General features: G+C 61.3%; 22 protein-coding genes and 1 pseudogene. 3 read left to right on the forward strand and 20 right to left on the reverse strand.

From position 1 onward, the window contains the following. Nucleotides 1–169: 169 nt before the first annotated feature. From dtd to hutC, 17 genes are all read right to left on the reverse strand, one after another. Nucleotides 170–607, reverse strand: a complete 438-nt coding sequence (gene dtd, locus L9B60_RS09725) for a D-aminoacyl-tRNA deacylase (RefSeq protein ID WP_249678277.1) — start codon at nucleotides 605–607, stop codon at nucleotides 170–172. Then, entirely contained in the window at nucleotides 604–1,575 is a 972-nt protein-coding gene (gene pip, locus L9B60_RS09730) for a prolyl aminopeptidase (RefSeq protein WP_249678278.1), read from the reverse strand. Before pip ends, dtd begins: the two co-directional genes overlap by 4 nt. Nucleotides 1,576–1,706: 131 nt before the next feature. Further along, nucleotides 1,707–2,507, reverse strand: a complete 801-nt coding sequence (gene hutG / locus L9B60_RS09735) for an N-formylglutamate deformylase (RefSeq protein ID WP_249678279.1) — start codon at nucleotides 2,505–2,507, stop codon at nucleotides 1,707–1,709. Nucleotides 2,508–2,517: 10 nt separating this feature from the next. Further along, nucleotides 2,518–3,723: an imidazolonepropionase gene (hutI, locus tag L9B60_RS09740; RefSeq protein WP_249678281.1), complete on the reverse strand. Its 1,206-nt coding sequence runs from the start codon at nucleotides 3,721–3,723 to the stop codon at nucleotides 2,518–2,520. 12 nt (nucleotides 3,724–3,735) lie between these two features. Next, nucleotides 3,736–5,259, reverse strand: a complete 1,524-nt coding sequence (gene hutH / locus L9B60_RS09745) for a histidine ammonia-lyase (protein WP_249678282.1) — start codon at nucleotides 5,257–5,259, stop codon at nucleotides 3,736–3,738. 24 nt (nucleotides 5,260–5,283) lie between these two features. Further along, nucleotides 5,284–6,102, reverse strand: a complete 819-nt coding sequence (locus tag L9B60_RS09750) for a quaternary amine ABC transporter ATP-binding protein (RefSeq protein ID WP_249678283.1) — start codon at nucleotides 6,100–6,102, stop codon at nucleotides 5,284–5,286. After that, complete coding sequence (locus L9B60_RS09755; protein ID WP_249678284.1) at nucleotides 6,099–6,950, reverse strand: ABC transporter permease; 852 nt, start codon at nucleotides 6,948–6,950, stop codon at nucleotides 6,099–6,101. The genes L9B60_RS09750 and L9B60_RS09755 overlap by 4 nt, the downstream gene beginning before the upstream one ends. Before the next feature lie 15 nt (nucleotides 6,951–6,965). Continuing rightward, on the reverse strand, nucleotides 6,966–8,414 hold the full coding sequence (locus L9B60_RS09760) for a purine-cytosine permease family protein (RefSeq protein ID WP_249678286.1): 1,449 nt from the start codon (nucleotides 8,412–8,414) through the stop codon (nucleotides 6,966–6,968). A gap of 39 nt (nucleotides 8,415–8,453) precedes the next feature. Continuing rightward, a complete protein-coding gene (locus L9B60_RS09765) occupies nucleotides 8,454–9,245 on the reverse strand; it encodes an ABC transporter ATP-binding protein (protein WP_249678287.1) in 792 nt (263 codons plus the stop codon). Between the two features lie 14 nt (nucleotides 9,246–9,259). After that, nucleotides 9,260–9,997, reverse strand: coding sequence for an ABC transporter permease (locus L9B60_RS09770; protein ID WP_249678288.1), 738 nt, complete (start codon nucleotides 9,995–9,997; stop codon nucleotides 9,260–9,262). A 15-nt stretch (nucleotides 9,998–10,012) separates the two neighbouring features. Further along, on the reverse strand, nucleotides 10,013–10,735 hold the full coding sequence (locus L9B60_RS09775) for an ABC transporter permease (RefSeq protein ID WP_249678289.1): 723 nt from the start codon (nucleotides 10,733–10,735) through the stop codon (nucleotides 10,013–10,015). A gap of 63 nt (nucleotides 10,736–10,798) precedes the next feature. After that, nucleotides 10,799–11,656, reverse strand: a complete 858-nt coding sequence (locus L9B60_RS09780) for a transporter substrate-binding domain-containing protein (protein ID WP_249678290.1) — start codon at nucleotides 11,654–11,656, stop codon at nucleotides 10,799–10,801. Between the two features lie 132 nt (nucleotides 11,657–11,788). Then, nucleotides 11,789–13,456 (reverse strand): urocanate hydratase, encoded by a 1,668-nt coding sequence (hutU, locus tag L9B60_RS09785; RefSeq protein WP_249678291.1) that lies wholly within the window; start codon nucleotides 13,454–13,456, stop codon nucleotides 11,789–11,791. 344 nt (nucleotides 13,457–13,800) lie between these two features. Beyond that, entirely contained in the window at nucleotides 13,801–14,445 is a 645-nt protein-coding gene (gene ptuB / locus L9B60_RS09790) for a retron Ec78 anti-phage system effector HNH endonuclease PtuB (RefSeq protein WP_249678292.1), read from the reverse strand. A gap of 1 nt (nucleotide 14,446) precedes the next feature. Beyond that, a complete protein-coding gene (locus tag L9B60_RS09795) occupies nucleotides 14,447–15,904 on the reverse strand; it encodes an AAA family ATPase (protein WP_249678293.1) in 1,458 nt (485 codons plus the stop codon). Nucleotides 15,905–16,101: 197 nt separating this feature from the next. After that, nucleotides 16,102–16,680 carry a HutD/Ves family protein gene (locus L9B60_RS09800; protein WP_249678294.1) on the reverse strand — a complete coding sequence of 193 codons (579 nt, stop codon included), beginning with the start codon at nucleotides 16,678–16,680 and terminating at the stop codon, nucleotides 16,102–16,104. Then, a complete protein-coding gene (hutC, locus tag L9B60_RS09805; RefSeq protein WP_249678295.1) occupies nucleotides 16,677–17,387 on the reverse strand; it encodes a histidine utilization transcriptional repressor HutC in 711 nt (236 codons plus the stop codon). The genes L9B60_RS09800 and hutC overlap by 4 nt, the downstream gene beginning before the upstream one ends. Nucleotides 17,388–17,546: 159 nt before the next feature. On the opposite strand from hutC, the gene L9B60_RS09810 reads away from it, so the two are divergent. Next, on the forward strand, nucleotides 17,547–18,911 hold the full coding sequence (locus L9B60_RS09810; RefSeq protein WP_249678296.1) for a formimidoylglutamate deiminase: 1,365 nt from the start codon (nucleotides 17,547–17,549) through the stop codon (nucleotides 18,909–18,911). Between the two features lie 71 nt (nucleotides 18,912–18,982). On the opposite strand, the gene L9B60_RS09815 is transcribed toward L9B60_RS09810, so the two are convergent. Beyond that, the gene (locus L9B60_RS09815) at nucleotides 18,983–19,558 is read right to left on the reverse strand and encodes a lipocalin family protein (protein ID WP_249678297.1); all 576 of its coding nucleotides are present in this window, start codon (nucleotides 19,556–19,558) and stop codon (nucleotides 18,983–18,985) included. After that, nucleotides 19,555–19,809, reverse strand: a complete 255-nt coding sequence (gene bamE, locus L9B60_RS09820; protein ID WP_249678298.1) for an outer membrane protein assembly factor BamE domain-containing protein — start codon at nucleotides 19,807–19,809, stop codon at nucleotides 19,555–19,557. Before bamE ends, L9B60_RS09815 begins: the two co-directional genes overlap by 4 nt. 333 nt (nucleotides 19,810–20,142) lie before the next feature. Between bamE and L9B60_RS30690 the strand changes: the two are divergent. Continuing rightward, nucleotides 20,143–21,102: pseudogene (locus L9B60_RS30690) on the forward strand (HAMP domain-containing protein); the annotation flags it as partial. 90 nt (nucleotides 21,103–21,192) lie between these two features. After that, nucleotides 21,193–21,957 (forward strand): methyl-accepting chemotaxis protein, encoded by a 765-nt coding sequence (locus L9B60_RS30695; RefSeq protein WP_438866136.1) that lies wholly within the window; start codon nucleotides 21,193–21,195, stop codon nucleotides 21,955–21,957. Between the two features lie 113 nt (nucleotides 21,958–22,070). Here the strand turns inward: L9B60_RS30695 and L9B60_RS09830 are convergent, their stop codons facing one another. Beyond that, nucleotides 22,071–23,081, reverse strand: a complete 1,011-nt coding sequence (locus L9B60_RS09830; RefSeq protein WP_249678300.1) for a class 1 fructose-bisphosphatase — start codon at nucleotides 23,079–23,081, stop codon at nucleotides 22,071–22,073. Nucleotides 23,082–23,191: the final 110 nt, after the last annotated feature.

The following is a 23,191-nucleotide window of genomic DNA, read 5'->3' on the forward strand; positions in this document are numbered from 1 at the left end:
TCCCCAATCAGTGTCAGAGCATGCTCGAACTCAAGCAAAATGGACCAACGAACGCAGATCCCGGTAGCGCGCGATTATCTAGCAGGGCGCGTTACAACGCATCAGGGTAGATGAAGTATTTATGCTACAAACCCCCTGTTTCTCGTACAAATGAAGGTTTTTTGAGTCTTTACGTTTCCAACATGAAGGTAACTGGCCCATCGTTGACCAGATGGACCTGCATGTCGGCACCAAAAATACCCGCGGCGACCGTTTCATGGGCCGCCCTTGCCTGCTCCAGCAAGTACTCGTACAACTCGATGCCCAAGGCTGGCGGCGCCGCCGTCGAGAAGCTGGGGCGCATGCCGCTCTTGGTATCGGCGGCCAGGGTGAACTGCGAAACCAGCAACAGGCCACCGCCGATGTCCTTCAGCGACAGGTTCATCTTGCCTTGATCGTCGCTGAACACCCGATAGTTAAGCAGCTTGTGCAAAAGTTTGTCGGCGTTGGCCCGGGTATCCCCGGGCTCCACCGCCACCAGCACCAGCAGGCCTTGATCGACGGCGCCGACCACCTCACCCGCTACCTCGACCCGCGCACTGCTGACCCGTTGCAGCAGCCCCCTCACGCCTCCTCCAGAGGCAGATCAAGCAGGCGTCGTGCCATCTGGTCGGCGGCACGCACCAAGGCGTCGGTAATGCCCGGTTCGGAGGCCGCGTGGCCAGCGTCGCGGATCACCTGCAGCTCGCTGTTGGGCCAGGCCTGATGCAGCTCCCAGGCATTGTCCAGCGGGCAGATGACATCGTAGCGACCGTGCACGATGACCGCCGGCAGGTGGGCGATCTTCGGTACGTCGCGGATCAATTGGTCCGGCTCCAGGAACGCGTTGTTCATGAAGTAGTGGCATTCGATGCGGGCAATGGACAGCGCGCGTTGCGGCTCGGAGAAGCGATCGACCACCAACGGGTTGGGGCGCAGCGTGGCGGTGCGGCCTTCCCAGGTGGACCAGGCCTTGGCGGCGTGCATCTGGGCGATCTGGTCGTTGCCGGTCAGGCGCTTGTGGAAAGCGTGCAACAGGTTGCCGCGCTCATCCGCCGGGATCGGCGCGATGTAGTCCTGCCAGTAGTCCGGGAACATGCGGCTGGCACCAGCCTGGTAGAACCAGTCGATTTCTTGCGGCCGGCACAGGAACACCCCGCGCAGGATCAGCCCCATCACGCGCTCCGGGTGGGTTTGCGCGTAGGCCAAAGCCAGGGTCGAACCCCATGAGCCACCGAACAGCACCCATTTTTCGATGCCCAGGTGCTCACGGATTCGCTCCATGTCGGCCACCAGGTCCCAGGTGGTGTTGTTTTCCAGGTTCGCGTGCGGCGTCGAGCGCCCACAACCGCGCTGGTCGAAAGTAACGATCCGATACAAATTCGGATCGAAATAGCAGCGGCTCTGCGCATCGCAGCCAGCCCCCGGGCCACCGTGAATGAACACCACCGGCAAACCTTCAGGGGAACCGCTCTCATCGACATACAGCACATGCGGTTCTTGCACGGCCAGATCGTGCCGGGCGTAGGGTTTGATCTGTGGGTACAAAGTCAGCATTGCGCACTCCGTCGGGATTATTCTGCTGTGGGGCATCATAAACCCGAATCGAAGTTTGAGCATGCCCCTGTGGTTTATGGGGTTGCCCTAGAGGGCCTCTTCGCGGATGAATCCGCTCCTACGGGCTGCGGTTACCCGTACTTCTTTTGCCCCCAGGCCAACACCTCGCCCAACAACGCCTTCAACACTTTTTGTGTCGGCGCCGCCAGGTCCTCGCGGTACTTGAATGGCTCGAACTCTTCCATGTAGGTGCTTTGCGCAAGCTCCAACTGCACTGCGTGAATATTGCGCGCAGGGTCACCAAAGTGGCGGGTGATGTGCCCACCCTTGAAGCGCCCGTTGAGCACATGGCTGTAGTCACCGAAACCTGCGCATACGTTTTCCAGCAAACCGGCCAACTGCGGGTCGCAACTGGCGCCATTGAACGTGCCTAGGTTGAAGTCTGGCAACTTACCGTCGAACAGGTGCGGCACGTGGGAGCGGATCGAGTGGGCGTCCCACAGCAGCGCATAGCCGAACTCGTCGCGAAGGCGCGCCAGTTCTTGCTCGATGGTGCGGTGGTAAGGCACCCAGATCTGTTGCAGGTAGCTGTCGCGCTCGGCCTGCGTGGGCGTGAGGCCCTCGCCAAACAGCGGCACACCGTCGAACAGGGTTTCCGGGTACAGCCCGGTGGTGGCGCCGGCGTACAGCGGTTTGTTGTCCGAAGGCCGGTTCAGGTCGATGACAAAGCGCGAGTACTCGGCGCTGACGATACTGGCGCCCAGTTCATCGGCAAAATCGTACAGCTGCGGGATATGCCAGTCAGTGTCTGGCAGGCTTTTGGCCTCATCGATCAAGCCCGCTTGGACCGCAGGCGTCAGACGCAGGCCGGCGTGGGGCATGCTGATCAGCAGCGGCACGCGGCCCTTTTTAAAGGTCAGTACGTTATCCACAGGCAAACTCCTAGATCGTGACTTCGGCGCCGTGACGCACGACGCGCTTGTTCAATTCACCGCCCAGCCAATAGGCCAGGTCCGCCGGGCGTTCGATGTCCCAGGCGATGAAGTCGGCCACCTTGCCAACCTCCAGCGAGCCATGGGTGGCGCCCATGCCCAACGCCTTGGCGGCGTTCAAGGTGACGCCGGCCAGGGCCTCTTCAGGGGTCATGCGAAACAGCGTGCAGCCCATGTTCAGCATCAGGCGCACCGACAATGCAGGGGACGTACCGGGGTTCAGGTCGCTGGCAAGCGCAATGGCCACGCCGTGCTTGCGCAGGGCGTCCATCGGTGGCAATTGGGTTTCGCGCAAAAAGTAATAGGCCCCCGGCAACAATACCGCCACGGTACCCGCCTGGCCCATGGCGATGGCGTCGTCCTCGGTCATGAACTCCAGGTGGTCTGCCGACAACGCCTGGTATCGCGCCGCCAGGCTGGAACCCGCCAGGGACGACAACTGCTCGGCGTGCAGTTTTACCGGCAGGCCCAATTCATGAGCCTTGATAAACACCCGCTCGACCTGTGCCGGGGAGAACGCCAGGTACTCGCAGAACGCATCCACCGCGTCCACCAGCCCTTCGGCCGCCAGGGCCGGGAGCATCTCGTCGCAGATGTGCGCAATGTAGTCGTCGGCGCGGTCCTTGTACTCCGGGGGCAACGCGTGGGCCGCCAGGCAGGTGGCACGCACGGTGACCGGCAGCTCGTGGCCCAGGCGGCGGATCACGCTGAGCAATTTGCGCTCGCTGGCCAGGTCCAGGCCGTAGCCGGACTTGATCTCTACGGTGGTCACGCCATCACGCAACAGGCTGACCAGCCGGCGACGGGCGCTGGCCAACAGCTCTTCTTCACTGGCAGCCCGCGTGGCGCGCACGGTGCTGGCGATGCCACCGCCGGCTGCGGCGATCTCGGCATAGCTCACGCCCTGCAGGCGCTGCTCGAATTCATTGCTGCGGTTGCCGCCAAATACGGCGTGGGTGTGGCAGTCGATCAGGCCCGGGGTTACCCAGGCGCCATTCAAGTCGACGAATTCGACGCCCTCGCCCACCAGTGCATCTACCCGCGGGCCAATCCAGTGGATGTGGCCGTCGTGGGTGAGGATGGCCGCATCTTCGATGATCGAATACGTGCCGCCGGCCATGCTGGCGACGTGGCAGTTCTGCCAAAGGGTTTTCATCGGGGTGCCTCCTTAAAGCAAATCTGGAAAGGTTTGAACCAGCAGGCTCGGATTCTTTAACAGGGCGGCGCTGCTGGCGATGTCGGGGGCCAGCCAGCGGTCCTGGTCATAAGGCGGAATCTGTTCGCGCAGCAAGCGCCAGGCGATGTCGGTACCTGCGCCGAAGCGTTGGTTTTTCAAGAATTCAAAGGCCTGCGCTGCCAGCAGGTATTCGATGGCAAGGATCTGGGTGACGTTTTCCAGGGCCCGGTGCAGCTTGAGCGAGGCGTTTGTGCCCATGCTCAGGTGGTCCTCCTGCAGGCCCGAGGTCACGAAGTTATCCACAACCGCCGGTTGCGCCAGTTGGCGGTTTTCGGCACACAGGGAAGCGGCGACATACTGCACGATCATCATCCCCGAGTTGACCCCCGGCTGGCTGACCAGGAACGCCGGCAGGCCGCTGACCAACGGGTTGATCATGCGGTCCAGGCGGCGCTCGGCGATGGCACCGATCTCGGCCACGGTAATCGCCAGCATGTCCGCGGCCATGGCCACCGACTGGCCATGGGGGTTGGCCTGGGACATCACCCGGTAATCATCCGGGGTACCGAGCAGCAGCGGGTTGTCGGTGGCCGAGTTCAGCTCGATCTCGATCTGCCGCGCCGCATGGTTCAACTGGTCGCGGGCAGCGCCGTGCACCTGGGGGATGGAGCGGATGCTCAGGGCGTCCTGGGTGCGAATGCCACGGCTGCTGGCAATCACTTCGCTGCCGTCCAGCAGTGCCCGCAGGTTTTGCCCCACCACCTGCATGCCGGGGTGCGGCTTGAGGGCGATGATCTCGGGGTCGAAGGCGTCGATCTGGCCGCGCAGGGCTTCAAAGCTCATGGCACCGATCACGTCGGCCCAGCCGCTCAAGCGGTAGGCGTCGTCCAGGGCCAGGCAACTGAGGCCGGTCATGCAGGGCGTGCCGTTGACCAGGCACAGGCCATCCTTGGCGCCCAGGTGCACGGGCTCAAGGTCCTCGGCGGCCAAGGCCTGGCTGGCCGGCACGATTTCGCCGCGATAACTGACCGGGCCCACGCCCAGCAAGCTGATGCCGATATGCGCCATGTGGGTCAGGTAACCCACCGAGCCCTGGGAGGGCACCTGTGGGGTAATGCCCCGATTCAGCAGCGCCAGCAGCCCCTGGACCACCCGCCGATGCAAGCCGGACTTGCCCTGGCAGAAGTTGATGATGGCCGCGCAGATGATCGCCCGGGTTTGCTCGTCGGTGAGCGGCTTGCCCACGCCGCAGGCATGGCTGAGCAAGGTGTTGCGCGACAACTGGCCAAGCTGCTCGTCTTGCAGCGAGACGTTGCACAGCGCCCCCAGGCCAGTGTTCACGCCATAGGCGCGCTCACCGCTGGCGACGATGCGCTGCACAATGGCCTGGGCATTGTCGATGCGCGCCCAGGCCTGTTCCGACAGTTCCAGAAAAAAACCATGGCGGGCTACGGCCACCACATCCTGCCAACGCAACGGGGCATCGGCGATTACGACTTTCCGGGCCTGCAACATCTACAACGCTCCTCACCAAATCACTTATAGGTTGGCTACCCGGCGCTGCACGAAACGATCAACGTAGTCGTCGGCAGGCTGGTAGAGAATTTCCCTGGGCGTGCCCACCTGGATCAGGCGGCCGTCCTTGAGGATGGCAATGCGGTTGCCCAGGCGAATCGCTTCGTCCAGGTCATGGGTAATGAACACGATGGTTTTGTGCAGGCTTTGCTGCAGTTCCAACAACTGGTCCTGCATCTCGGCGCGGATCAGCGGGTCGAGGGCGCTGAATGCCTCGTCCATCAAAATGATTTCGGTATCGGCCGCCAATGCTCGCGCCAAGCCCACCCGTTGGCGCATGCCGCCCGACAGCTGGTGCGGCCAGGACTGCTCGTAGCCTTGCAGGCCGACGATGCCGATCCAATGCGCCGCCCGTGCCTGGCAGGTGGCCTTGCTTTCACCACGCACCTTCAGCCCGTAGGCGACGTTTTCCAATACCGTGCGGTGGGGCATCAGGCCGAAGCTCTGGAACACCATGCTGATGCGGGTACGGCGAAATTCGCGCAAGGCCGGCAGGTCGAGCTTGAGGATGTCTTGGCCATCCACCAGGATCTGCCCGCCGGTGGGGTCGATCAACCGGTTGATATGGCGCACCAGGGTTGACTTGCCCGAGCCGGACAGGCCCATCACCACGAAAATCTCGCCGGCCTCGATACTCAACGACAGGTCATTGACCCCCACCACGCAACCCGTGGCGGCCAGTACCTGATCCTTGCCCTGGCCCTGGCTGATCAACGCCAAGGCCTTGTCCGGGTGCGGCCCGAAAATCTTGAAGACGTTCCTCACTTCGATTTTGGCGGTCATTTGCCCACCTCGTGGCGCGGGCGACCGTAAGCTTGGGTGATGCGGTCGATGACCACCGCCAGGATCACGATGGCCAACCCTGCCTCCAGCCCCAGGCCGACGTTGAGTGTCTGGATGCCCACCAGCACATCCTCGCCCAGCCCGCGCGCGCCAATCATCGAGGCGATCACCACCATCGACAGCGCCATCATGGTGGTCTGGTTGACCCCGGCCATGATGCTCGGCATCGCCAACGGCAACTGCACGCCAAACAGCTGCTGCCAGCGGCTGGCGCCAAACGCGTTGGCGGCTTCCATCACTTCGCGGTCGACCTGGCGAATGCCCAGGTCGGTGAGGCGGATCAACGGCGGGGCGGCGTAGATCACCGTGGCGAAGATCGCCGGCACCTTGCCCAGGCCGAACAGCATCAGCACCGGGATCAGGTACACGAAGCTGGGCAGCGTTTGCATGATGTCCAGCAGCGGCATCAGCACCGCCCGCAGGCGTGTGCTGCGTGCGGCCAGCATGCCCAGCGGGATGGCGATGAGCACCGAAATCAACGTGGCCACCAGCATCAATGCCAGTGTTTGCATCAGTTTTTCCCACAACCCCACCGCGCCCACCAGAAACAGCAGACCGACGATCACCAGGCTCGTGAACACCTTGCGCGTGGCGTGCCAGGCAATTGCGCCGACGATCAGCAGCACCAGCCACCAGGGCGTGGCCCGCAACAGGGTTTCCAGGCTGACGATGACCCACAGCAGTGAGTCCGAGACCTGGCGGAACAGGTCTCCATAGTGTGTCACCAGGGCATCGACCCAGGTGTTCACCGTGTCAGCGATGGAAAAAGTCAGGTTGTCGGGAAACATAAGCGGCTCTCAACGTCAGAAGGACCCTTGAGGTATAGCCTGCCCTGCCGGTTGCTGGACCACGGCGTCTTCGACGGGCAGGATCAGCCGCTCTGGAATTTCGCTGTGCCAGCGCTTGGCAACCCCGTAATACAAGGCCGCAGGCACCACCAGGCCAATGATCCAGGAGATGTCGGTATCGCCCAGGCTCGCCACCAGGGGGCCGGTGTAGAAGTGCGTGGAAATGAACGGCATCTGCACCAGCACGCCGAAGAGGTAGATGCTGATGCCCGCCACGTTCCAACGCCCGTAACGGCCTTTGGGGTTGGACAGCGCCGGGATGTCATAACGCTCTTTGGTGATGCAGTAGAAGTCCACCAGGTTGATCGCGCTCCAAGGCGTGAAAAACGCCAGCAGGAACAGGATGAACGCCGAGAAGTCCTTCAGGAACGAGTCCTTGCCCAGCAGCGCCAGCACGGTGGCCATGCCGACCATCGCCAGTATGTACAACAAGCGAACCGCACCGGAGATGTGCCGGTTGCCACGGAAGCCGCTGATAATGGTGGCGATCGACATGAAGCTGCCGTAGGCGTTGAGTGTGGTGATGGTAACTTTGCCGAAGGCCACGGCGAAGTACAGCAGCGCCGCGACCAGGCCAGTACCGCCCAGGCTTACGATGAACGACACCTCGTGGTGGGCGAACTGCGAGCCGGCCAAAGCCGCGGCGAATACGCCGAACACCATGGCCGCCTGCGCGCCGAGCACCGAACCCAGGCCCACGGCCCAGAAGGTGCCGGGCACTGAGGTTTTGCTCGGCAGGTAGCGCGAGTAGTCCGCCACGTAGGGGCCAAAGGCGATCTGCCAGGAGGCCGACAGCGAGATCGCCAGCAAAAAGCTGCTCAGCGAGAAATGTTTGTTACCCAGCAGCGCGCCAATGTCGTTGCCGGCCAGCAATTTATAGAACAGGTACATGAACGCGATCACGCCGAGCACGCTGGCCACGCGGCCAATCATGTGGATCACCCGATAGCCTAAAATGGTCAGCAGCACGATCAAGCCGGCAAAGATCACGATGCCTTTCCAGTCGTCCACCTGGATCAACTGGGCGATGGCCTGGCCGGCCAGCAACGAGCCGCTGGCAGAAAAGCCGATGTACATCAGGCACACCAGCACCAACGGGATCACCGCGCCGTACACACCAAACTGCACGCGGCTGGAGATCATCTGCGGCAGGCCCAGGCGCGGGCCCTGGGCGGCATGCAAGGCCATCACCCCGCCACCGAGCAATTGCCCCAGCAGCAGGCCGATCAACGACCAGAACACGTCGCCGCCCAACACCACGGCCAGGGCCCCGGTGACGATGGCGGTGATTTGCAGGTTGGCTCCCAGCCACAAGGTGAATTGGCTAAACAGTCGGCCATGACGTTCGCTTTCCGGAATGTAATCTATCGAACGTTTTTCGATCAGGGGCTTTGAACCAGTCATACTGCGACCTTCCTGCAAAAGTGACGGCAATGGTTATTTTTATTCAGCGTTGCGTTGCTGATGGCTGGACACGAACTGGCGGAAGCGCTCGGTAGGCAGGCCTTCGAACAGTTCAGCCGGTGTGCCTTGTGCGTCGATCAGGCCACCGTGCATGTACACCACGCGGTTGGAGACGTGGCGGGCAAAGCCCATCTCGTGGGTCACCACCAGCATGGTGCGGCCCTCTTCGGCCAGCGAGCGCATCACGCGCAACACTTCGCCGACCAGTTCCGGGTCCAGTGCCGAGGTGGGTTCGTCGAACAGCATTACCTGGGGGTTCATCGCCAGCGCCCGGGCAATGGCCACGCGCTGTTGCTGGCCGCCGGACAGGTGCGCCGGGTAGTAGTCGCGGCGGTCGTACAGGCCGACCTTGTGCAGCAGTTGCTCGGCCTCTTCCACACACTCGGCGCGCGAACGCTTGAGCACGCGCATCGGGCCCTCGATAACATTTTGCAAAACGGTCATGTGCGACCACAGGTTGAAGCTCTGGAACACCATGCCCAGCTTGCTGCGCATGGCTTCAACCTGGCGGCTGTTGCTGGGCAGCAGGCGACCGTCGCGGTGGCGCTTCATCTCGATGGTTTCGCCGTCGAGCACGATTTGGCCTTCGTCGGGGGTTTCCAGCAGGTTGATGCAGCGCAAAAAGGTACTTTTGCCCGAGCCGCTGGCGCCGAGAATGGAGATCACGTCGCCCTTGTGCGCATCAAGGGAGATGCCCTTGAGGACCTGCGCCGAACCGAAGGACTTCTGGATGTTGGCGACCGACAGCGCGGTCTGGTTTTGAGTGCTCATGACAGGGCTCCGGTTCAGGAAGGGGTAGAGACTTTGGCGGCAGGCTTGGCGATGGCATCCTGCGGGCGTTCACGCAGGTGCGGCGACAGGCGATGCTCGATCCACGCCACGGCGCGGACTACCAAAAAGTTGAGGACCAGGTAGATCAGCGCGGCGCAGATGAACACTTCCATGGTGCGGTAGGTGCGCTGGATGATCTGCTGCGCCACGCCGGTCACGTCCCACACGGTGACCAGGCTGGCCAGGGCGGTAGACTTGACCAGCAAAATGGCCTCGGTGGAGTAGGCAGGCAAAGCCTGGCGCAGGGTAACCGGGCCGATTACGCGGTACAGCAGGGTCCAGCGGTTCATGCCCACGGCCTGGCCGGCCTCGATCTGGCCATGGGGCACGCTCAGCAGGCCGCCACGGATGATCTCGGCGGTGTAGCCGGCGGTGCACATGGCCAAAGACACCACGGCGCAGCCGTACGGTGATTTCAGTACGACCCAGAAAATGCTCTCGCGTACCGCCGGGAACTGGCCCAGGCCGTAGTAGATCAGGAACATCTGGATCAGCAGCGGCGTGCCGCGAAACAGCATGATGTAGAAGCGCGCCGGGTAACTGAGGATGGCCCAGCGGCTGACGCGCATCGAAACCACGCCCAGGGACAGGATCAAGCCCAGCAACAGCGACGAGAAAAACAGCGCCAGGGTAGTCGGCAGCGCCGCCAGCAGTTTGAGCATGGTGTCGGCGAGAAAGGCGAAATCGATCATGGGTGCTTTCCCGTCTCAGGAGTTAGTGGGATTGCGCCGCTGCGTGCGCTGCACGCGAGCTTCGGCAATGTTGAAAAAGCGGCCCGAGAGCCCAGTGAGGATCAGGTAGCAAATCCCGCCAACGATGTAGAAGGTGAAGTACTGGCGGGTCGAACCGGCTGCCACTTGGCTGGCACGCATCAACTCCACCAGGCCGATCACCGAAATCAGTGCCGAGTCTTTCAGGCTCATCTGCCATACGTTGCCCAGGCCCGGCAGGGCGAAACGCCAGATCTGCGGGATCAGTACGCGGCGGATGCGCATGCCACGGCTCATGCCGATGGCCAGCGCAGCCTCCAGTTCACCCTTGGACACGGCGATGAAAGCACCGCGGTAGACTTCGGCCTGGTAAGACGCCGAGATCAAGCCCACGGCGATGGCGCCGACCAAAAACGGCGGCACGTCGATGTAGCCTTCGCCTCCAAACCAATGGGCAACCGCCGAGACCACGGTGGCGCCACCGAAATAAAACAGGTAGATCACCAGCAGTTCAGGAATCCCTCTGAACAGAATCGAGTACGCATCGCCCAAGTAGCGCAGGGCCCGGCGCTTCGACAACTTGGCCGCGGCAATCACGCTGCCAACCACGGCGCCCACCAGCAACGCCGCCAGGGTCAACAGCAACGTCGTGGCGGCGGCCTTGAGCAAGGCCATCCCCCAACCGGTCTCACCGAAACTGAGCATCTGCAAGAGATTCATGAGTTGTTCCTACCACTTACACGTTGAAAACCCGGCGCTGCTGCCAGCGCCGGACCCGCGACATCAGGACTTGGGCGTGAGGTCCAGCTTGAACCACTTCTCGCTGAGCTTCTTGACCGTACCGTCGGCCAGGGCCTCTTTGAGCGCGGCGTCGAACTTGGCTTTCAGGTCTTCGTCTTTCAAGCGGAAACCGAACGCTTCGCCCTCGCCCCAGATCGGGCCACCAATCTGCGGGCCGGTGTAGGCCAGGTTGGCGTTTTCCGGCTTGGCTTTCAGCGAGTCGAGGAAAGTGGTGTCGTCGAACGCCACGTCGATCCGCCCTGCCTGCAAGTCGAGGATAGTGTCGGCCGAGTTGCTGTATTCGCGGATGGTGGCGATGTCCTTGAAGTGGTCATCGATGAACGGGGTGTAGATGGTGCCCGAGGCGATACCGATGGTCTTGCCCTTGAGCGCCTTGCGCAACTCGGCAATGGCGTCGCCGATCTGCTTCTCGTCGGTGCCCAGGGTAATTTCATTGGCCGGGCCAGGCTTGCCCGGCAGGATGTTGGCATCCAGGGCGACGAAGCTGGCCGGGGTGCGTGCGTAAGGGATCGAGAAGGCCATGACCTTCTTGCGGTCTTCGGTGATGACCACGGCGTCCATCAGCACATCGAACTTGCCGGTGTTGAGGCTGGCGATCATGCCGTCCCAATTCTGCACCGCGATGTTGCATTTGAGGTTCATGCGCTGGCAGAGGATTTCCATTAGCTCAGGCTCGAAGCCGCCGATCTTGCCACCTGGCAAGGTCAGGTTCCAGGGCTCGTAGGCGCCCTCGGTAGCGATGTTGACGCTGGTCCAGTCCTTGGCCTGTGCAGCGGGCATCGCTGCCAGCATGGCCACGGTCAAAGCCAAAGATCCAAACAAGCCGATTTTCTGCGACATCGTGATCCTTCCTGCCAAGTCAAATGAGAGAGAGTTACAAGCAATCACCTATGCTTGTACATACAACCACAAGCAATTACGAAGCCAACGCGGCCCGGTCCGCGGCCGTACGGCAACCGACCGGGCGGTAGATCATTTGATCATCGGCAGGTTCAGGCCTTGTTCCTTGGCGCAGTCGATGGCGATCTGGTAGCCGGCATCGGCATGGCGCATCACGCCGGTGGCCGGGTCGTTGTGCAACACGCGGGCGATACGCTCGGCCGCTTCGTCAGAACCGTCACACACGATGACCATCCCTGAATGCTGGCTGAAGCCCATGCCCACGCCACCGCCATGGTGCAGCGACACCCAGGTGGCGCCGCTGGCGGTGTTCAGCAGGGCGTTCAGCAGCGGCCAGTCAGACACCGCATCGCTGCCGTCCTGCATGGATTCGGTTTCGCGGTTAGGGCTGGAAACAGAACCGGAGTCCAGGTGGTCGCGGCCGATCACTACCGGAGCCGACAGCTCGCCGCGGCGCACCATTTCGTTGAACGCCAGGCCCAGCTTGGCGCGCTGGCCCAGGCCGACCCAGCAGATGCGTGCCGGCAGGCCCTGGAAGCTGATGCGCTCGCGGGCCATGTCCAGCCAGTTGTGCAGGTGGGCGTCGTCCGGGATCAGTTCCTTGACCTTGGCGTCGGTCTTGTAGATGTCTTCGGCATTACCCGACAGCGCGGCCCAGCGGAACGGCCCCACGCCACGGCAAAACAGTGGGCGGATGTAGGCCGGCACAAAGCCCGGGAAGTCGAAAGCATTGGTAACGCCCTCTTCCTTGGCCATCTGGCGGATGTTGTTGCCGTAGTCGAAGGTCGGGATGCCTTGTTTCTGGAAGTCCAGCATGGCCTGCACGTGCACGGCCATCGATTGCTTGGCGGCTTTCACCACGGCAGCCGGCTCGGTTTGGGCGCGGTCGCGATACTGCTCCCAAGTCCAGCCGGCCGGCAGGTAGCCGTTCAACGGGTCGTGGGCGCTGGTCTGGTCGGTGACCATGTCCGGGCGCACGCCACGCTTCACCAGTTCCGGCAGGATTTCGGCGGCGTTGCCCAGCAGGGCGATGGAGATGGCCTTGCCTTCGGCGGTGTATTTGGCGATTCGCGCCAGGGCGTCGTCCAGGTCGGTGGCCTGCTCGTCGACATAACGGCTGGCCAGGCGGAAGTCGATGCGGCTCTGCTGGCACTCGATGTTCAGCGAACACGCACCGGCCAAGGTGGCGGCCAGTGGCTGCGCGCCGCCCATGCCGCCCAGGCCTGCGGTCAGTACCCACTTACCTTGCAGGCTGCCGTTGTAGTGCTGGCGACCGGCTTCGACGAAGGTTTCGTAGGTGCCTTGCACGATGCCTTGGCTGCCGATGTAGATCCAGCTGCCGGCGGTCATCTGGCCGTACATGGCCAGGCCCTTGGCGTCCAGTTCGTTGAAGTGCTCCCAAGTGGCCCAGTGCGGCACCAGGTTGGAGTTGGCGATCAGTACACGCGGGGCATTGCTGTGGGTCTTGAACACGCCGACCGGCTTGCCGGATTGCACCAGCAGGGTCTCGTCGTCGTTCAGGTTGGTCAGGCTCTCGACGATCTTGTCGTAGCACTCCCAGTTACGCGCGGCACGGCCGATGCCGCCGTACACCACCAGCTCTTTCGGGTTCTCGGCCACTTCCGGGTCAAGGTTGTTCATCAACATGCGCAGCGGCGCTTCGGTCAGCCAGCTCTTGGCGGTCAGCGTGTTACCGCGTGCGGCACGGATCTCAACGTCACGAAATTTGTTGTCAGCCACGAACGAAACTCCTCAGCGATCGAATAAAGAGCAAAGCCCGTGCACTCTCATGGTCACGTCTTTACTTGTACATACAAGCATATGCAATTGAGTTGCCAAGTTTTCAGGCGGTGCGTTTTCGAGGGCAGGATGCAGGCGTGCAGGGCTTCTGGATTGCGGCTTGGCGCTTTATGAAAATTATTTGGGTAGAGGATAGCCGCTGGGGGGCGGGCTGTTACTGCGATGAGGTTTTGCGCTGTTTTGGGGCTTTAGGTAACAAGATGGTGCGGGGTGGGAACACACCTCCGGGGGAGCTTTTCGCGGATGAATCCGCTCCTACACGGTGGCTTCGGGCGTTACGACATTCACTCGCTTTGACGGGTCAACACATGCCTGATCGCCGTCGCGTACGGCAAATCCGCAGTATTGCGCACTTCACGCTCCAGTTCCTCAACCCAACTGTCGTCGTCGCCATATACTTCAGCGCACTCAACAAAATAATCCATGGTCTGGATGTAGCCGCAGAGTACCGCACGACGAATCTGATTCAAGGCACCATCCAGAACAAGAATCCGGATGGTTTCGCTGGCACGGAGATGGTCTTGCGCACTGAGGCCTGCTCGCGGTTTCACATTCCCCAAAGGAGTGAACACAAGAAAGGTGTCGGGGTCTTCGATATCAGGTTTGATGAGTACTTCTGGCGGGTAAATCCCGCATTGGTCCTTGGCTCTGCCGCAAGTTTCTGCACGGTTGCAGGAGCCAAACAAATTACTCCAATCGAATGTACCCCGAGGGTAATTCCGGCGCTGGCGGAAGTGCTCGATATGACGATTCCCATCGCCCATCGCCCCCTCGCAGTATGCGCATCGACCCCTCTGCATAAATTCCAGCGACTGCCAGATATCCCTGCGTTCCTGGGGGGTCGGGCAAGTCGCGCTCCAAGTGTTCTGGCCGTGTCTGTAACGCATCAACCCGGCTGGTGACTCGTTTTGCCGATCCAGACGTCGCATCTCAACGCTCCCGGTTGCCGAGATCACGCGGGAGACGCTGCTTGATTCCCTGCAAACGAACCAGCCGATCACACTCCAGCATAACTGGATGCTCAACCCCGAAATGAGCCTCCAGTTTGCGTTTCAATTCCCGCCCATCAGACTGCCCGTGAAGATTTTGCTGAATCAGCGCTTGGTAATCGGAGAGCCAAATGGCCTCGGGCACATGAGGCACCGGGTCGACACCCATTATGCGAGCCAGCAGATCGGAGCTGGCAACTCCGCGGGTCTGCCATTGCGGCTGGCCAACAGTGACGAGCCGGCTGGTAGTTTCAGGATCGATTTCAGAGTGCAAAATTCGGACGCAGTCAGAAGGTACCGTACTCAAAACCTGGGGGCTGTGAGTGGTCACAATAAGCTGCATGGCTGGAAATGCCTGGGATAATTTGAGCAACACCACTTGCTGCCATTCCGGATGCAGATGCATGTCGACTTCGTCGATCAACAGCAATCCCGGTGTCTGTTGTGCTGCCAGAGCGCCAAGGTGACCGTTAAGCTTGGTCGCGCGAAACGCAATATCCGCGACCATGCCGATCATGTTACGAATACCATCGCTGAGCCACTCGACTGGCAGTTCGCCAAACTGCTCATGGCGGGCAACCAGCGCGTCACGAGTGAACGAGTACTCGACACCGCTCCAACCTGCCGGCTGGATGCAAGCGTTCACCGCACCGCTCACGGATTGGATGTAATCATCGAACTCAGTCCTGGCAACACGGACCTCAGCCTCAAGCGCCTTAAGCTGGGCTTCCTTGGCATTCAGGCTCCAGTATCGAAACCACTGCACGAACGATTTATAGCTGGATGCCGGATCGAGGCAGTCGGTATAGCCCACGGTTCTTGAGGTGCGCTGGATGTTCTTCGCATCTGTCAGTTTTTTCTGTTGCCACAATCGCCCAGTACCGTAGTAGGCGATCAAAGGCAGAACAACCTCCGCACCCGGCGTGCGCGCGGCCTCCTGCATGCGCTTGCCATAGTTCACCAGCTCCTTGGCGTCCTTGACCGAAGTCTTGGTCTTGGTGGTGCTGGAAAGATGACGGCGCCAAGTAGTGGGCAGCGGTTCATCGAGCAATTGGTCAAGTAGGCTTCCGGGGATAGTACCTTGCGCCTCCACCCGAGCTCCTTGGGGTGCATATTCCATTTCATTAGTAGCCGTGCGCCTGGCACGAAACTGGCGGATATCGCTAGGCTCAAGGTGCTTACCCACTGCCTCGTCGAATGCCCCCACATATGGACCAAAAGCGACGGCAATAGCATCGAGAATGGACGTTTTACCCGCTCCATTGGGAGCGACCAAAACCGTCATCTGCGGGTGAAAGTCGATATCGATCGCTTCAAAACAGCGGAAATCACGCAGTCGCAACCGGGAAAGCCGTAGCGAATCTTTTCCAGCACTCGCCATGTTTTCCTGCTTGACCATACGAAACTCCTGATCGGCGTGTAAAACGTAAGTCTACCTGTTGACCGCCTTCCAGCGCAGCTATCTAGGGAAACTCTAAAGAGGCCGCCTGGGTTTACATAGCAGTTGCACTCCCGAGAACGGCCCACTTTTTTGTACCGTCCTACAGCATCTGATTTGTGTTTCAGAGTTTTGCGGTCGAAAGGCGCTTGCAGCCATCAAGCGATTCGAATCAACTCAATCAAACAGAATCGCCCACCCGCCAGGGCGATTTCCGCCAGCGCGCCGCCACCCTCCTCGATCTGCAGGCTGTCATAGCGCCCCAGCATTTGCGAGGCGCCCGCCACGTTCACCTGCAACGACTCGCTGGCACTGAACACCAATACTGTGTCGGCCGAGCTGAACAATCGTTGCTCACCTTCGAGCCACTGCAACCGAGCCTTGTACCGCGCGGGCGAGTAAATCAGGTTGAAATCACGGATCGCCCCGCCCAGCAATTCAGAGGACACGGCAGCTTCACCGGCAAAATCAAACGCATCGAATGGCTTCAACGGCCGGCTGTCGTGGCCGTCGACCTTGAGGATCATGCCATCGCCTTGCAGCACGGTGATGATCCGCTGATAGCCGGCAAAGCTTGAGAAGCCGCCGGACTCGGCAATGTCGGCGATCGACACGCGCCAGCCGAAACCGTCCAGGCCGGTGCCGGTGTCGCGGGTGATTTCTTCGGTGCTGCCGCCGCCGTTCTTCCAGGGCATGCGTGGGTAGTGGGCAGCGCGTAGTACGTTGACTTGGCTCATTTGCTGAAACGACCTTCCAGGCGATGACGGGAACCGGGGTGGATCAGCCGTGCGGCGGTCACTGGCTGGCGGCCGGACCAGGTGCGGCGGCGGATCAGCAGGCAGGGCTCGCCCGCTTCAATCTGCAGCAATTTGCATTCTTCGGCGTCGGCCAAGATCGCCTCGACCACGTGCTCGCCTTCGGTCAAGGGTGCGACCTTGGTGAGGTAGGCGTATGGCGTTTCTTGGGTGAAATCCTGCTTGAGGTAATCCGGCGCCACCAGTGCATTCACGAAGCGGTCTTCGATTTGCACGGCAATATCGTTTTCGTAGTGCACGATCACCGAATGGAACACCCGCTGGCCTTCGCGCATGTCCAGGGCCAAGGCGCGTTCGGAACCTGCAGCCTCTTCGCTCACGGAGATGACTTTGCAGCTGTGGCGGTGGCCACGGGACTCGATTTCATCGGCGATGTTGTGCACGGCAAACAGCGCGGACTGGCTCTTGGGCTCGGCCACGAAGGTGCCCACCCCTTGCATGCGCACCAGCAGGCCTTCGGCGGTCATCTCGCGCAGGGCGCGGTTGATGGTCATGCGGCTGAAGCCCAGTTGCGCCACCAGCTCGCTCTCGGACGGCACGCGGTGGTGCGGCGGCCACGTGCCGTTGGCGATCTGCAGGTTGATCATCTGTTTGACGCGGGCATACAAGGGCGCCGGACTTTCGCCCATTTGAGCAACCAGCGAAGCAACTGCAGGAGGCGGAGTCGGCACGGGAAATCCTTGTTCAAAGTGAAAATCGAAACGATGGATGGATAGCTTGCCGGAGTTTACCCAGCAGGCAAACGTCTGTATATGTATATACAAATAAACCTGATGAGGTGCCGATCGATGTCCGCTTTCTTCGCCGAACGCGCGTTGCTCCCTGCTGGATGGGCTGAAAATGTACGGCTGGAGGTCGACGCCAACGGCCTGATCAGCAAAGTTGAAGTGAATGCCAGCGGTGATAACGCCGAGCGGATCAGCGGGCCAGTGCTACCGGGCATGCCCAACCTACACTCCCACGCCTTTCAGCGCGCCATGGCGGGCCTGGCGGAAGTAGCCGGCAACCCCAACGACAGTTTTTGGACCTGGCGCGACCTGATGTACCGCCTGGTCGGCAAGATCAGCCCCGAGCAGTTGGGGGTGATCGCCCGCCAGTTGTACATCGAGATGCTCAAGGCCGGCTACACCTCGGTGGCCGAATTCCACTACGTGCACCACGACACCTCGGGCCAGGCCTACGCCGACCCTACCGAGCTGTCGCGCCAGGTCAGCCAGGCGGCCAGTGCCGCAGGGATCGGCTTGACCTTGCTGCCGGTGCTGTACAGCCATTCCGGCTTTGGTGGGCAGGCACCCAACGACGGCCAACGGCGCTTCATCAACAGCACCGAAAACTACCTGGACCTGCAAGCGCGCCTGGCGCCGATCCTGGCCAAAGAGCCGGCGCAGCAACTGGGCCTGTGCTTCCACTCCCTGCGCGCCGTGACCCCGCAACAGATCGAGCAGGTGCTGGCCGCCAGCGACAAAGCCTGCCCGGTGCATATCCACATCGCCGAGCAACAAAAGGAAGTGGACGACTGCATCGCCTGGAGCGGTCGCCGGCCGCTGCAATGGTTGTACGAAAACACCGCAGTAGATCAGCGCTGGTGCCTGGTGCACGCCACCCACGCCAATCCCGAGGAAGTCAGCCTGATGGCCAAGAGCGGCGCCATCGCCGGCTTGTGCCTGACTACGGAGGCCAACTTGGGTGACGGGATCTTCCCGGCCGTGGATTACCTGGCCCAGGGCGGGCGCATGGGCATCGGCTCCGACAGCCATGTGTCGCTAAGCGTGGTGGAAGAACTGCGTTGGCTGGAATACGGGCAGCGCCTGCGCGACCAGCGCCGCAACCGCCTGTATGGGCAAGACCAGCCGATGGTAGGCCGCACGCTGTTCGATGCAGCCTTGCAGGGTGGCGCCCAGGCGCTGGGCCAGCCGATTGGCGCATTGGCGGTGGGGCAGCGCGCCGACTGGCTGGTGCTCGACGGCAACGACCCGTACCTGGCCACCGCCAGTGGCGACGGCATCTTGAACCGTTGGTTGTTTGCCGGCGGTGATCGCCAAGTGCGCGACGTACTGGTGAATGGCAAGTGGGTGGTGCGTGATGGGCGCCATGCTGGCGAACAGCAGAGCCGGACAGCCTTCACCCGGGTGTTGCGCGAGTTGTTGGGCTGACCTGGCAGCCCTTTCGCGGATAAATCCACTCCTACAGGTAGGGGTGGATTTATCCGCGAACCGGTTACCGCCTATTTTTGAATATCGCGATCGGCAGTGCGCCAGATCAGCCGGGTGGTGTCATACCCCTGCTGGCGGGCCTTGGCCAGCAGCTCTTCGCGCACTTCCTCGGAAACCGTCGGGGTGCGTGACAGCAGCCACAGGTACTTGCGGTTAGGGTTGCCAACCAGGGCGGTCTTGTAACCATCGCCCACGTACAAAATCCAGTAGTCGCCTTTGGCTACGCCTGGCAACGCCTTGGAAAACCAATTGTCGAACTCCACCCACAGTTTGTCTGTCTTGCCGGCTACCTGTGGCGTGGCGGTGCCCTTGGCCTCTTCCCACTCGCCCTCGGCGGTACGGCAGCGGTTCAGCACACCCACATTGCCGTCCGGCTGCAAGCTGTAATGGGCTTCGGATTGCGCGCAGTTGCGCTGGAAGAACATCGGCAAACGCGCCAGCTCATACCAAGTGCCCTTGTAGCGCTTGAGGTCAACCTGCCCCGCCGTATGCGGCGCCATGCTTTCGTCCGGCTTGCTCGCGCAACCGGCCAGCAGTAAAGCCCCGGCCACACTGGCCAATAACATCAATCCTTTCAAACGACTCATTTCAACCCCTGCCCCGAGTACATCACCACTTTCTCGCCTGCGTACTGCACGCTGATGAAACTGTTCTTGTCCCCCCACGTGCAACTGGACATGCCCAGTGCGCCCGAACAATCAGTGGGGCTGCCCAGCAGCTTTTCCACTTCCGGCTTGGTCATGCCCGCCTTGAGCTGTGAATAATTTTCCTGGTTGATCTTGTTACACGCAGTCAGCAAAACGCACAGCGACAACAAGGCGATTGAACGCAAAGACATGAAGGTCACTCCTGGACTTATTCGGCGGGCAAGGCTGCCTGCCACCAGCTTAGAAGAGAAAACCGGGATCTGGTTCCCGCGCTGCCGGGGCTTTTGTAGGGCAATGGGTAATTGCGCGTAAGACCTTTGGTCAAGTAACCCTTTCGGACATTAATCTTCGCAGCGCTTTGGTCGACATAAAGACAGCGCTACCTGCGCCTTCTCGCAGGCGCGCGCCCACAGTTTGACCAGCCCCCTCGCGGACAGATCACGTACATGACAAAAAACCTGAAGTTCAGCCACAAGATCCTGATCGCCGCCGCCCTCGTTGTCGCATTGGCCTTTACCTGCTTTATGCTGTTCAACGACTACCGGCAGCGCGAGACCTTGCGTGGCAGCACCGAATCGTCGATGAAGGAGCTCGGCGCCCTGACTACCAGCAACATCCAGACGTGGCTGGACAGCCGCATCCAGTTGCTTCAATCCCTGGGCCAGCAAGTTGCCGTGGACGGCGACTCCAGCGCCAGCCTCGCCCGCAGCGTGGGCCTGCCGGCCTACGGCAGTAATTTCCAGCTGACCTATTTTGGCGGCCAGAACGGCGTGATGACTTCGGTGCCCGTCGGCAACCGCCCGGCCGACTACGACCCACGCGCCCGTGGCTGGTTCAAGGCCGCCAACAGCGCCCAGGCCACGATCGTGACCGAGCCGTATATCGCGGCCTCCTCCGGCAAGCTGGTCATTACCGTCGCCACCCCCGTGCGCCACGAAAACCAGTTCATTGGCGTGGCCGGTGCCGACATCGACCTCACCAGTGTCAGCAACATCATCAACTCGCTGAATTTCGGCGGCCACGGCCAGGCGTTCATCGTCAGTGGCGAAGGCAAGATCCTGATCCACCCAGACCCCAAGCTGGTGCTCAAGACCTTGGCCGAAGCCTACCCGCAGGGTGCCCCGGCCATCAGCGCCGGCATGAAGGAAGTCGAAGTCAACGGCAAGAAGCAGTTCGTGTCCTTCACCCACATCAATGGCGTACCGTCGGCTGACTGGTACGTGGGCCTGGTATTGGACCAGGACGCGGCATTTGCCATGCTCGGCGAGTTCCGCACCTCGGCCATGGTGGCCACGGTGATTGCCGTGGTGATCATCATCGCCCTGCTGGGCCTGTTGATTCGCGTGCTGATGGAGCCCCTGCACATCATGGGCCGCGCCATGCACGACATCGCCGAGGGCGAAGGCGATCTGACCAAGCGCCTGACTATCCATGCGCAGGATGAATTCGGCGCCCTGGGCAACTCGTTCAACCGCTTTGTGGAGCGCATCCACGAGTCGATCCGCGAGGTGTCGTCGGCAACAGGTCGGGTCAACGAAGTGGCCTTGCAGGTGGTCGCCGCCTCGAACTCCTCGATGATCAATTCCGACCAGCAAGCCAGCCGCACCAGCAGCGTCGCCGCAGCGATCAACGAGCTGGGCGCGGCCGCCCAGGAAATCGCCCAGAACGCCGCCCTCGCTTCCCAGCATTCCAGCGATGCACGCAGCCTGGCCGAAGATGGTCAAAAAGTGGTCGACCAAACCATCTCAGTGATGAGCCAGTTGTCGGCGAAAATCAGCGACTCGTGCGGCAATATCGAGACCCTGAACGCCAATACGGTAAACATCGGGCAGATCCTCGAAGTCATCACCAGCATTTCTCAGCAAACCAACCTGCTGGCGCTGAACGCGGCCATTGAAGCGGCCCGTGCCGGCGACGCTGGCCGTGGTTTTGCCGTGGTGGCCGACGAAGTCCGCAACCTGGCCCACCGTACCCAGGACTCGGCGCAACAGGTGCAAAAAATCATCGAGGAGCTGCAGGTAGGCGCCCGCGAAGCGGTCGGCACCATGACTGAAAGCCAGAGCCAGAGCGAGCACAGCGTGGGCATCGCCAACCAGGCCGGCGAGCGCCTGAGCAGCGTGACCGTGCGTATTGGCGAGATCGACGGCATGAACCAATCGGTGGCCACGGCGACCGAGGAACAGACGGCCGTGGTGGAGGCCATCAACATGGATATCACCGAGATCAATACGCTGAATCAGGAAGGGGTGGAAAACCTGCAATCGACGTTGCGTGCGTGCAGTGATCTGGAACAGCAGGTAACCCGTTTGAAAGGGTTGGTGGGTAGCTTCCGCATCTAACGCACCCCACCTGTAGCAGCGGGTTTATCCGCGAACCGGGCAACACGGTGCATAGGATGCACCGCGTTGTGCCTTTCGCGGATAAATCCGCTCCTGCAGCAGAGGGCGTGATTTTATTCGGCGTGGTACGCGGTCACGCGCTCAACTTCTTCTTTGGAACCCAGGTACACCGCCACACGCTGGTGCAGGCCTTCAGGCTGAATGTCGAGGATGCGCTGATGGCCGTCGGTGGAGGCGCCGCCAGCTTGTTCTACCAGGAACGACATCGGGTTGGCTTCGTACATCAGGCGCAGCTTGCCTGGCTTGGACGGCTCACGGGAATCGCGCGGGTACATGAACAGGCCGCCACGGGTGAGGATACGGTGCACGTCCGCGACCATCGCGGCTACCCAACGCATGTTGTAGTTCTTTTCCAACGGACCGTCTTCACCTGCCAGCAATTCGCCTACGTAGCGCTGTACCGGGGCTTCCCAGTGGCGCTGGTTGGACATGTTGATGGCGAATTCCGCGGTGGTTTCCGGGATGGTGATGTCTTCGTGGGTCAGTGCGAAGCTGCCCATTTCGCGGTCCAGGGTGAAGCCCTTGACGCCGTGCCCCATGGTCAGCACCAGCATGGTTTGCGGGCCGTAGATGGCATAACCGGCAGCGACTTGCTCGGTACCTGGCTGCAGGAAGGCCTTTTCGTTCAGCGGCTCGTTCTGGCTCAGGTATTCGTTGGGGCAACGCAGCACCGAGAAGATAGTGCCGACTGGCGCATTGATGTCGATGTTGGACGAGCCGTCCAATGGGTCGAATACCAGCAGGTATGCGCCCTTCGGGTATTTGCCGGGGATCTGGTAGGCATTGTCCATCTCTTCGGACGCCATGCCGGCCAGGTGACCACCCCATTCGTTGGCTTCAAGCAGGATGTCGTTGGACAGCACGTCCAATTTCTTCTGCACTTCGCCTTGTACGTTCTCGGTGCCCATGCTGCCCAGTACACCGCCCAGCGCGCCCTTGGAGACGGCATGGCTGATCTCTTTGCAGGCACGCGCCACCACTTCGATCAGGAAACGCAGATCGGCAGGCGTATTATTGCTGCGGGTCTGCTCAATCAAATAGCGACTCAGGGTAACGCGGGACATGGATAACTCCGGTACTTGGGGGGAGAAAAACCCGCGCAGTTTACAGGCTCATTGAAAACCTAGCGAGCGATAGGGGCGCGGTTCCAGCTTTGAGACCGATTGCAGGCCCA

This window comes from Pseudomonas abieticivorans, assembly GCF_023509015.1.
GTDB classification, from domain to species: domain Bacteria; phylum Pseudomonadota; class Gammaproteobacteria; order Pseudomonadales; family Pseudomonadaceae; genus Aquipseudomonas; species Aquipseudomonas abieticivorans.

Excerpts from the sequence above, each read along its gene's own strand:
- L9B60_RS09760 (WP_249678286.1), bottom strand. The coding sequence starts at position 8,414 with ATGACTGGTTCAAAGCCCCTGATCGAAAAACGTTCGATAGATTACATT.
- L9B60_RS09770 (WP_249678288.1), bottom strand. The coding sequence starts at position 9,997 with ATGATCGATTTCGCCTTTCTCGCCGACACCATGCTCAAACTGCTGGCG.
- L9B60_RS09775 (WP_249678289.1), bottom strand. The coding sequence starts at position 10,735 with ATGAATCTCTTGCAGATGCTCAGTTTCGGTGAGACCGGTTGGGGGATG.
- hutC (WP_249678295.1), bottom strand. The coding sequence starts at position 17,387 with ATGGGCGAAAGTCCGGCGCCCTTGTATGCCCGCGTCAAACAGATGATC.
- hutI (WP_249678281.1), bottom strand. The coding sequence starts at position 3,723 with ATGAAAACCCTTTGGCAGAACTGCCACGTCGCCAGCATGGCCGGCGGC.
- L9B60_RS09830 (WP_249678300.1), bottom strand. The coding sequence starts at position 23,081 with ATGTCCCGCGTTACCCTGAGTCGCTATTTGATTGAGCAGACCCGCAGC.
- L9B60_RS09800 (WP_249678294.1), bottom strand. The coding sequence starts at position 16,680 with ATGAGCCAAGTCAACGTACTACGCGCTGCCCACTACCCACGCATGCCC.
- ptuB (WP_249678292.1), bottom strand. The coding sequence starts at position 14,445 with ATGCGACGTCTGGATCGGCAAAACGAGTCACCAGCCGGGTTGATGCGT.
- pip (WP_249678278.1), bottom strand. The coding sequence starts at position 1,575 with ATGCTGACTTTGTACCCACAGATCAAACCCTACGCCCGGCACGATCTG.
- L9B60_RS09750 (WP_249678283.1), bottom strand. The coding sequence starts at position 6,102 with ATGACCGCCAAAATCGAAGTGAGGAACGTCTTCAAGATTTTCGGGCCG.
- bamE (WP_249678298.1), bottom strand. The coding sequence starts at position 19,809 with ATGTCTTTGCGTTCAATCGCCTTGTTGTCGCTGTGCGTTTTGCTGACT.
- L9B60_RS09815 (WP_249678297.1), bottom strand. The coding sequence starts at position 19,558 with ATGAGTCGTTTGAAAGGATTGATGTTATTGGCCAGTGTGGCCGGGGCT.
- hutH (WP_249678282.1), bottom strand. The coding sequence starts at position 5,259 with ATGTTGCAGGCCCGGAAAGTCGTAATCGCCGATGCCCCGTTGCGTTGG.
- L9B60_RS09755 (WP_249678284.1), bottom strand. The coding sequence starts at position 6,950 with ATGTTTCCCGACAACCTGACTTTTTCCATCGCTGACACGGTGAACACC.
- L9B60_RS09795 (WP_249678293.1), bottom strand. The coding sequence starts at position 15,904 with ATGGTCAAGCAGGAAAACATGGCGAGTGCTGGAAAAGATTCGCTACGG.
- L9B60_RS09765 (WP_249678287.1), bottom strand. The coding sequence starts at position 9,245 with ATGAGCACTCAAAACCAGACCGCGCTGTCGGTCGCCAACATCCAGAAG.
- L9B60_RS30695 (WP_438866136.1), top strand. The coding sequence starts at position 21,193 with ATGATCAATTCCGACCAGCAAGCCAGCCGCACCAGCAGCGTCGCCGCA.
- L9B60_RS09780 (WP_249678290.1), bottom strand. The coding sequence starts at position 11,656 with ATGTCGCAGAAAATCGGCTTGTTTGGATCTTTGGCTTTGACCGTGGCC.
- L9B60_RS09810 (WP_249678296.1), top strand. The coding sequence starts at position 17,547 with ATGTCCGCTTTCTTCGCCGAACGCGCGTTGCTCCCTGCTGGATGGGCT.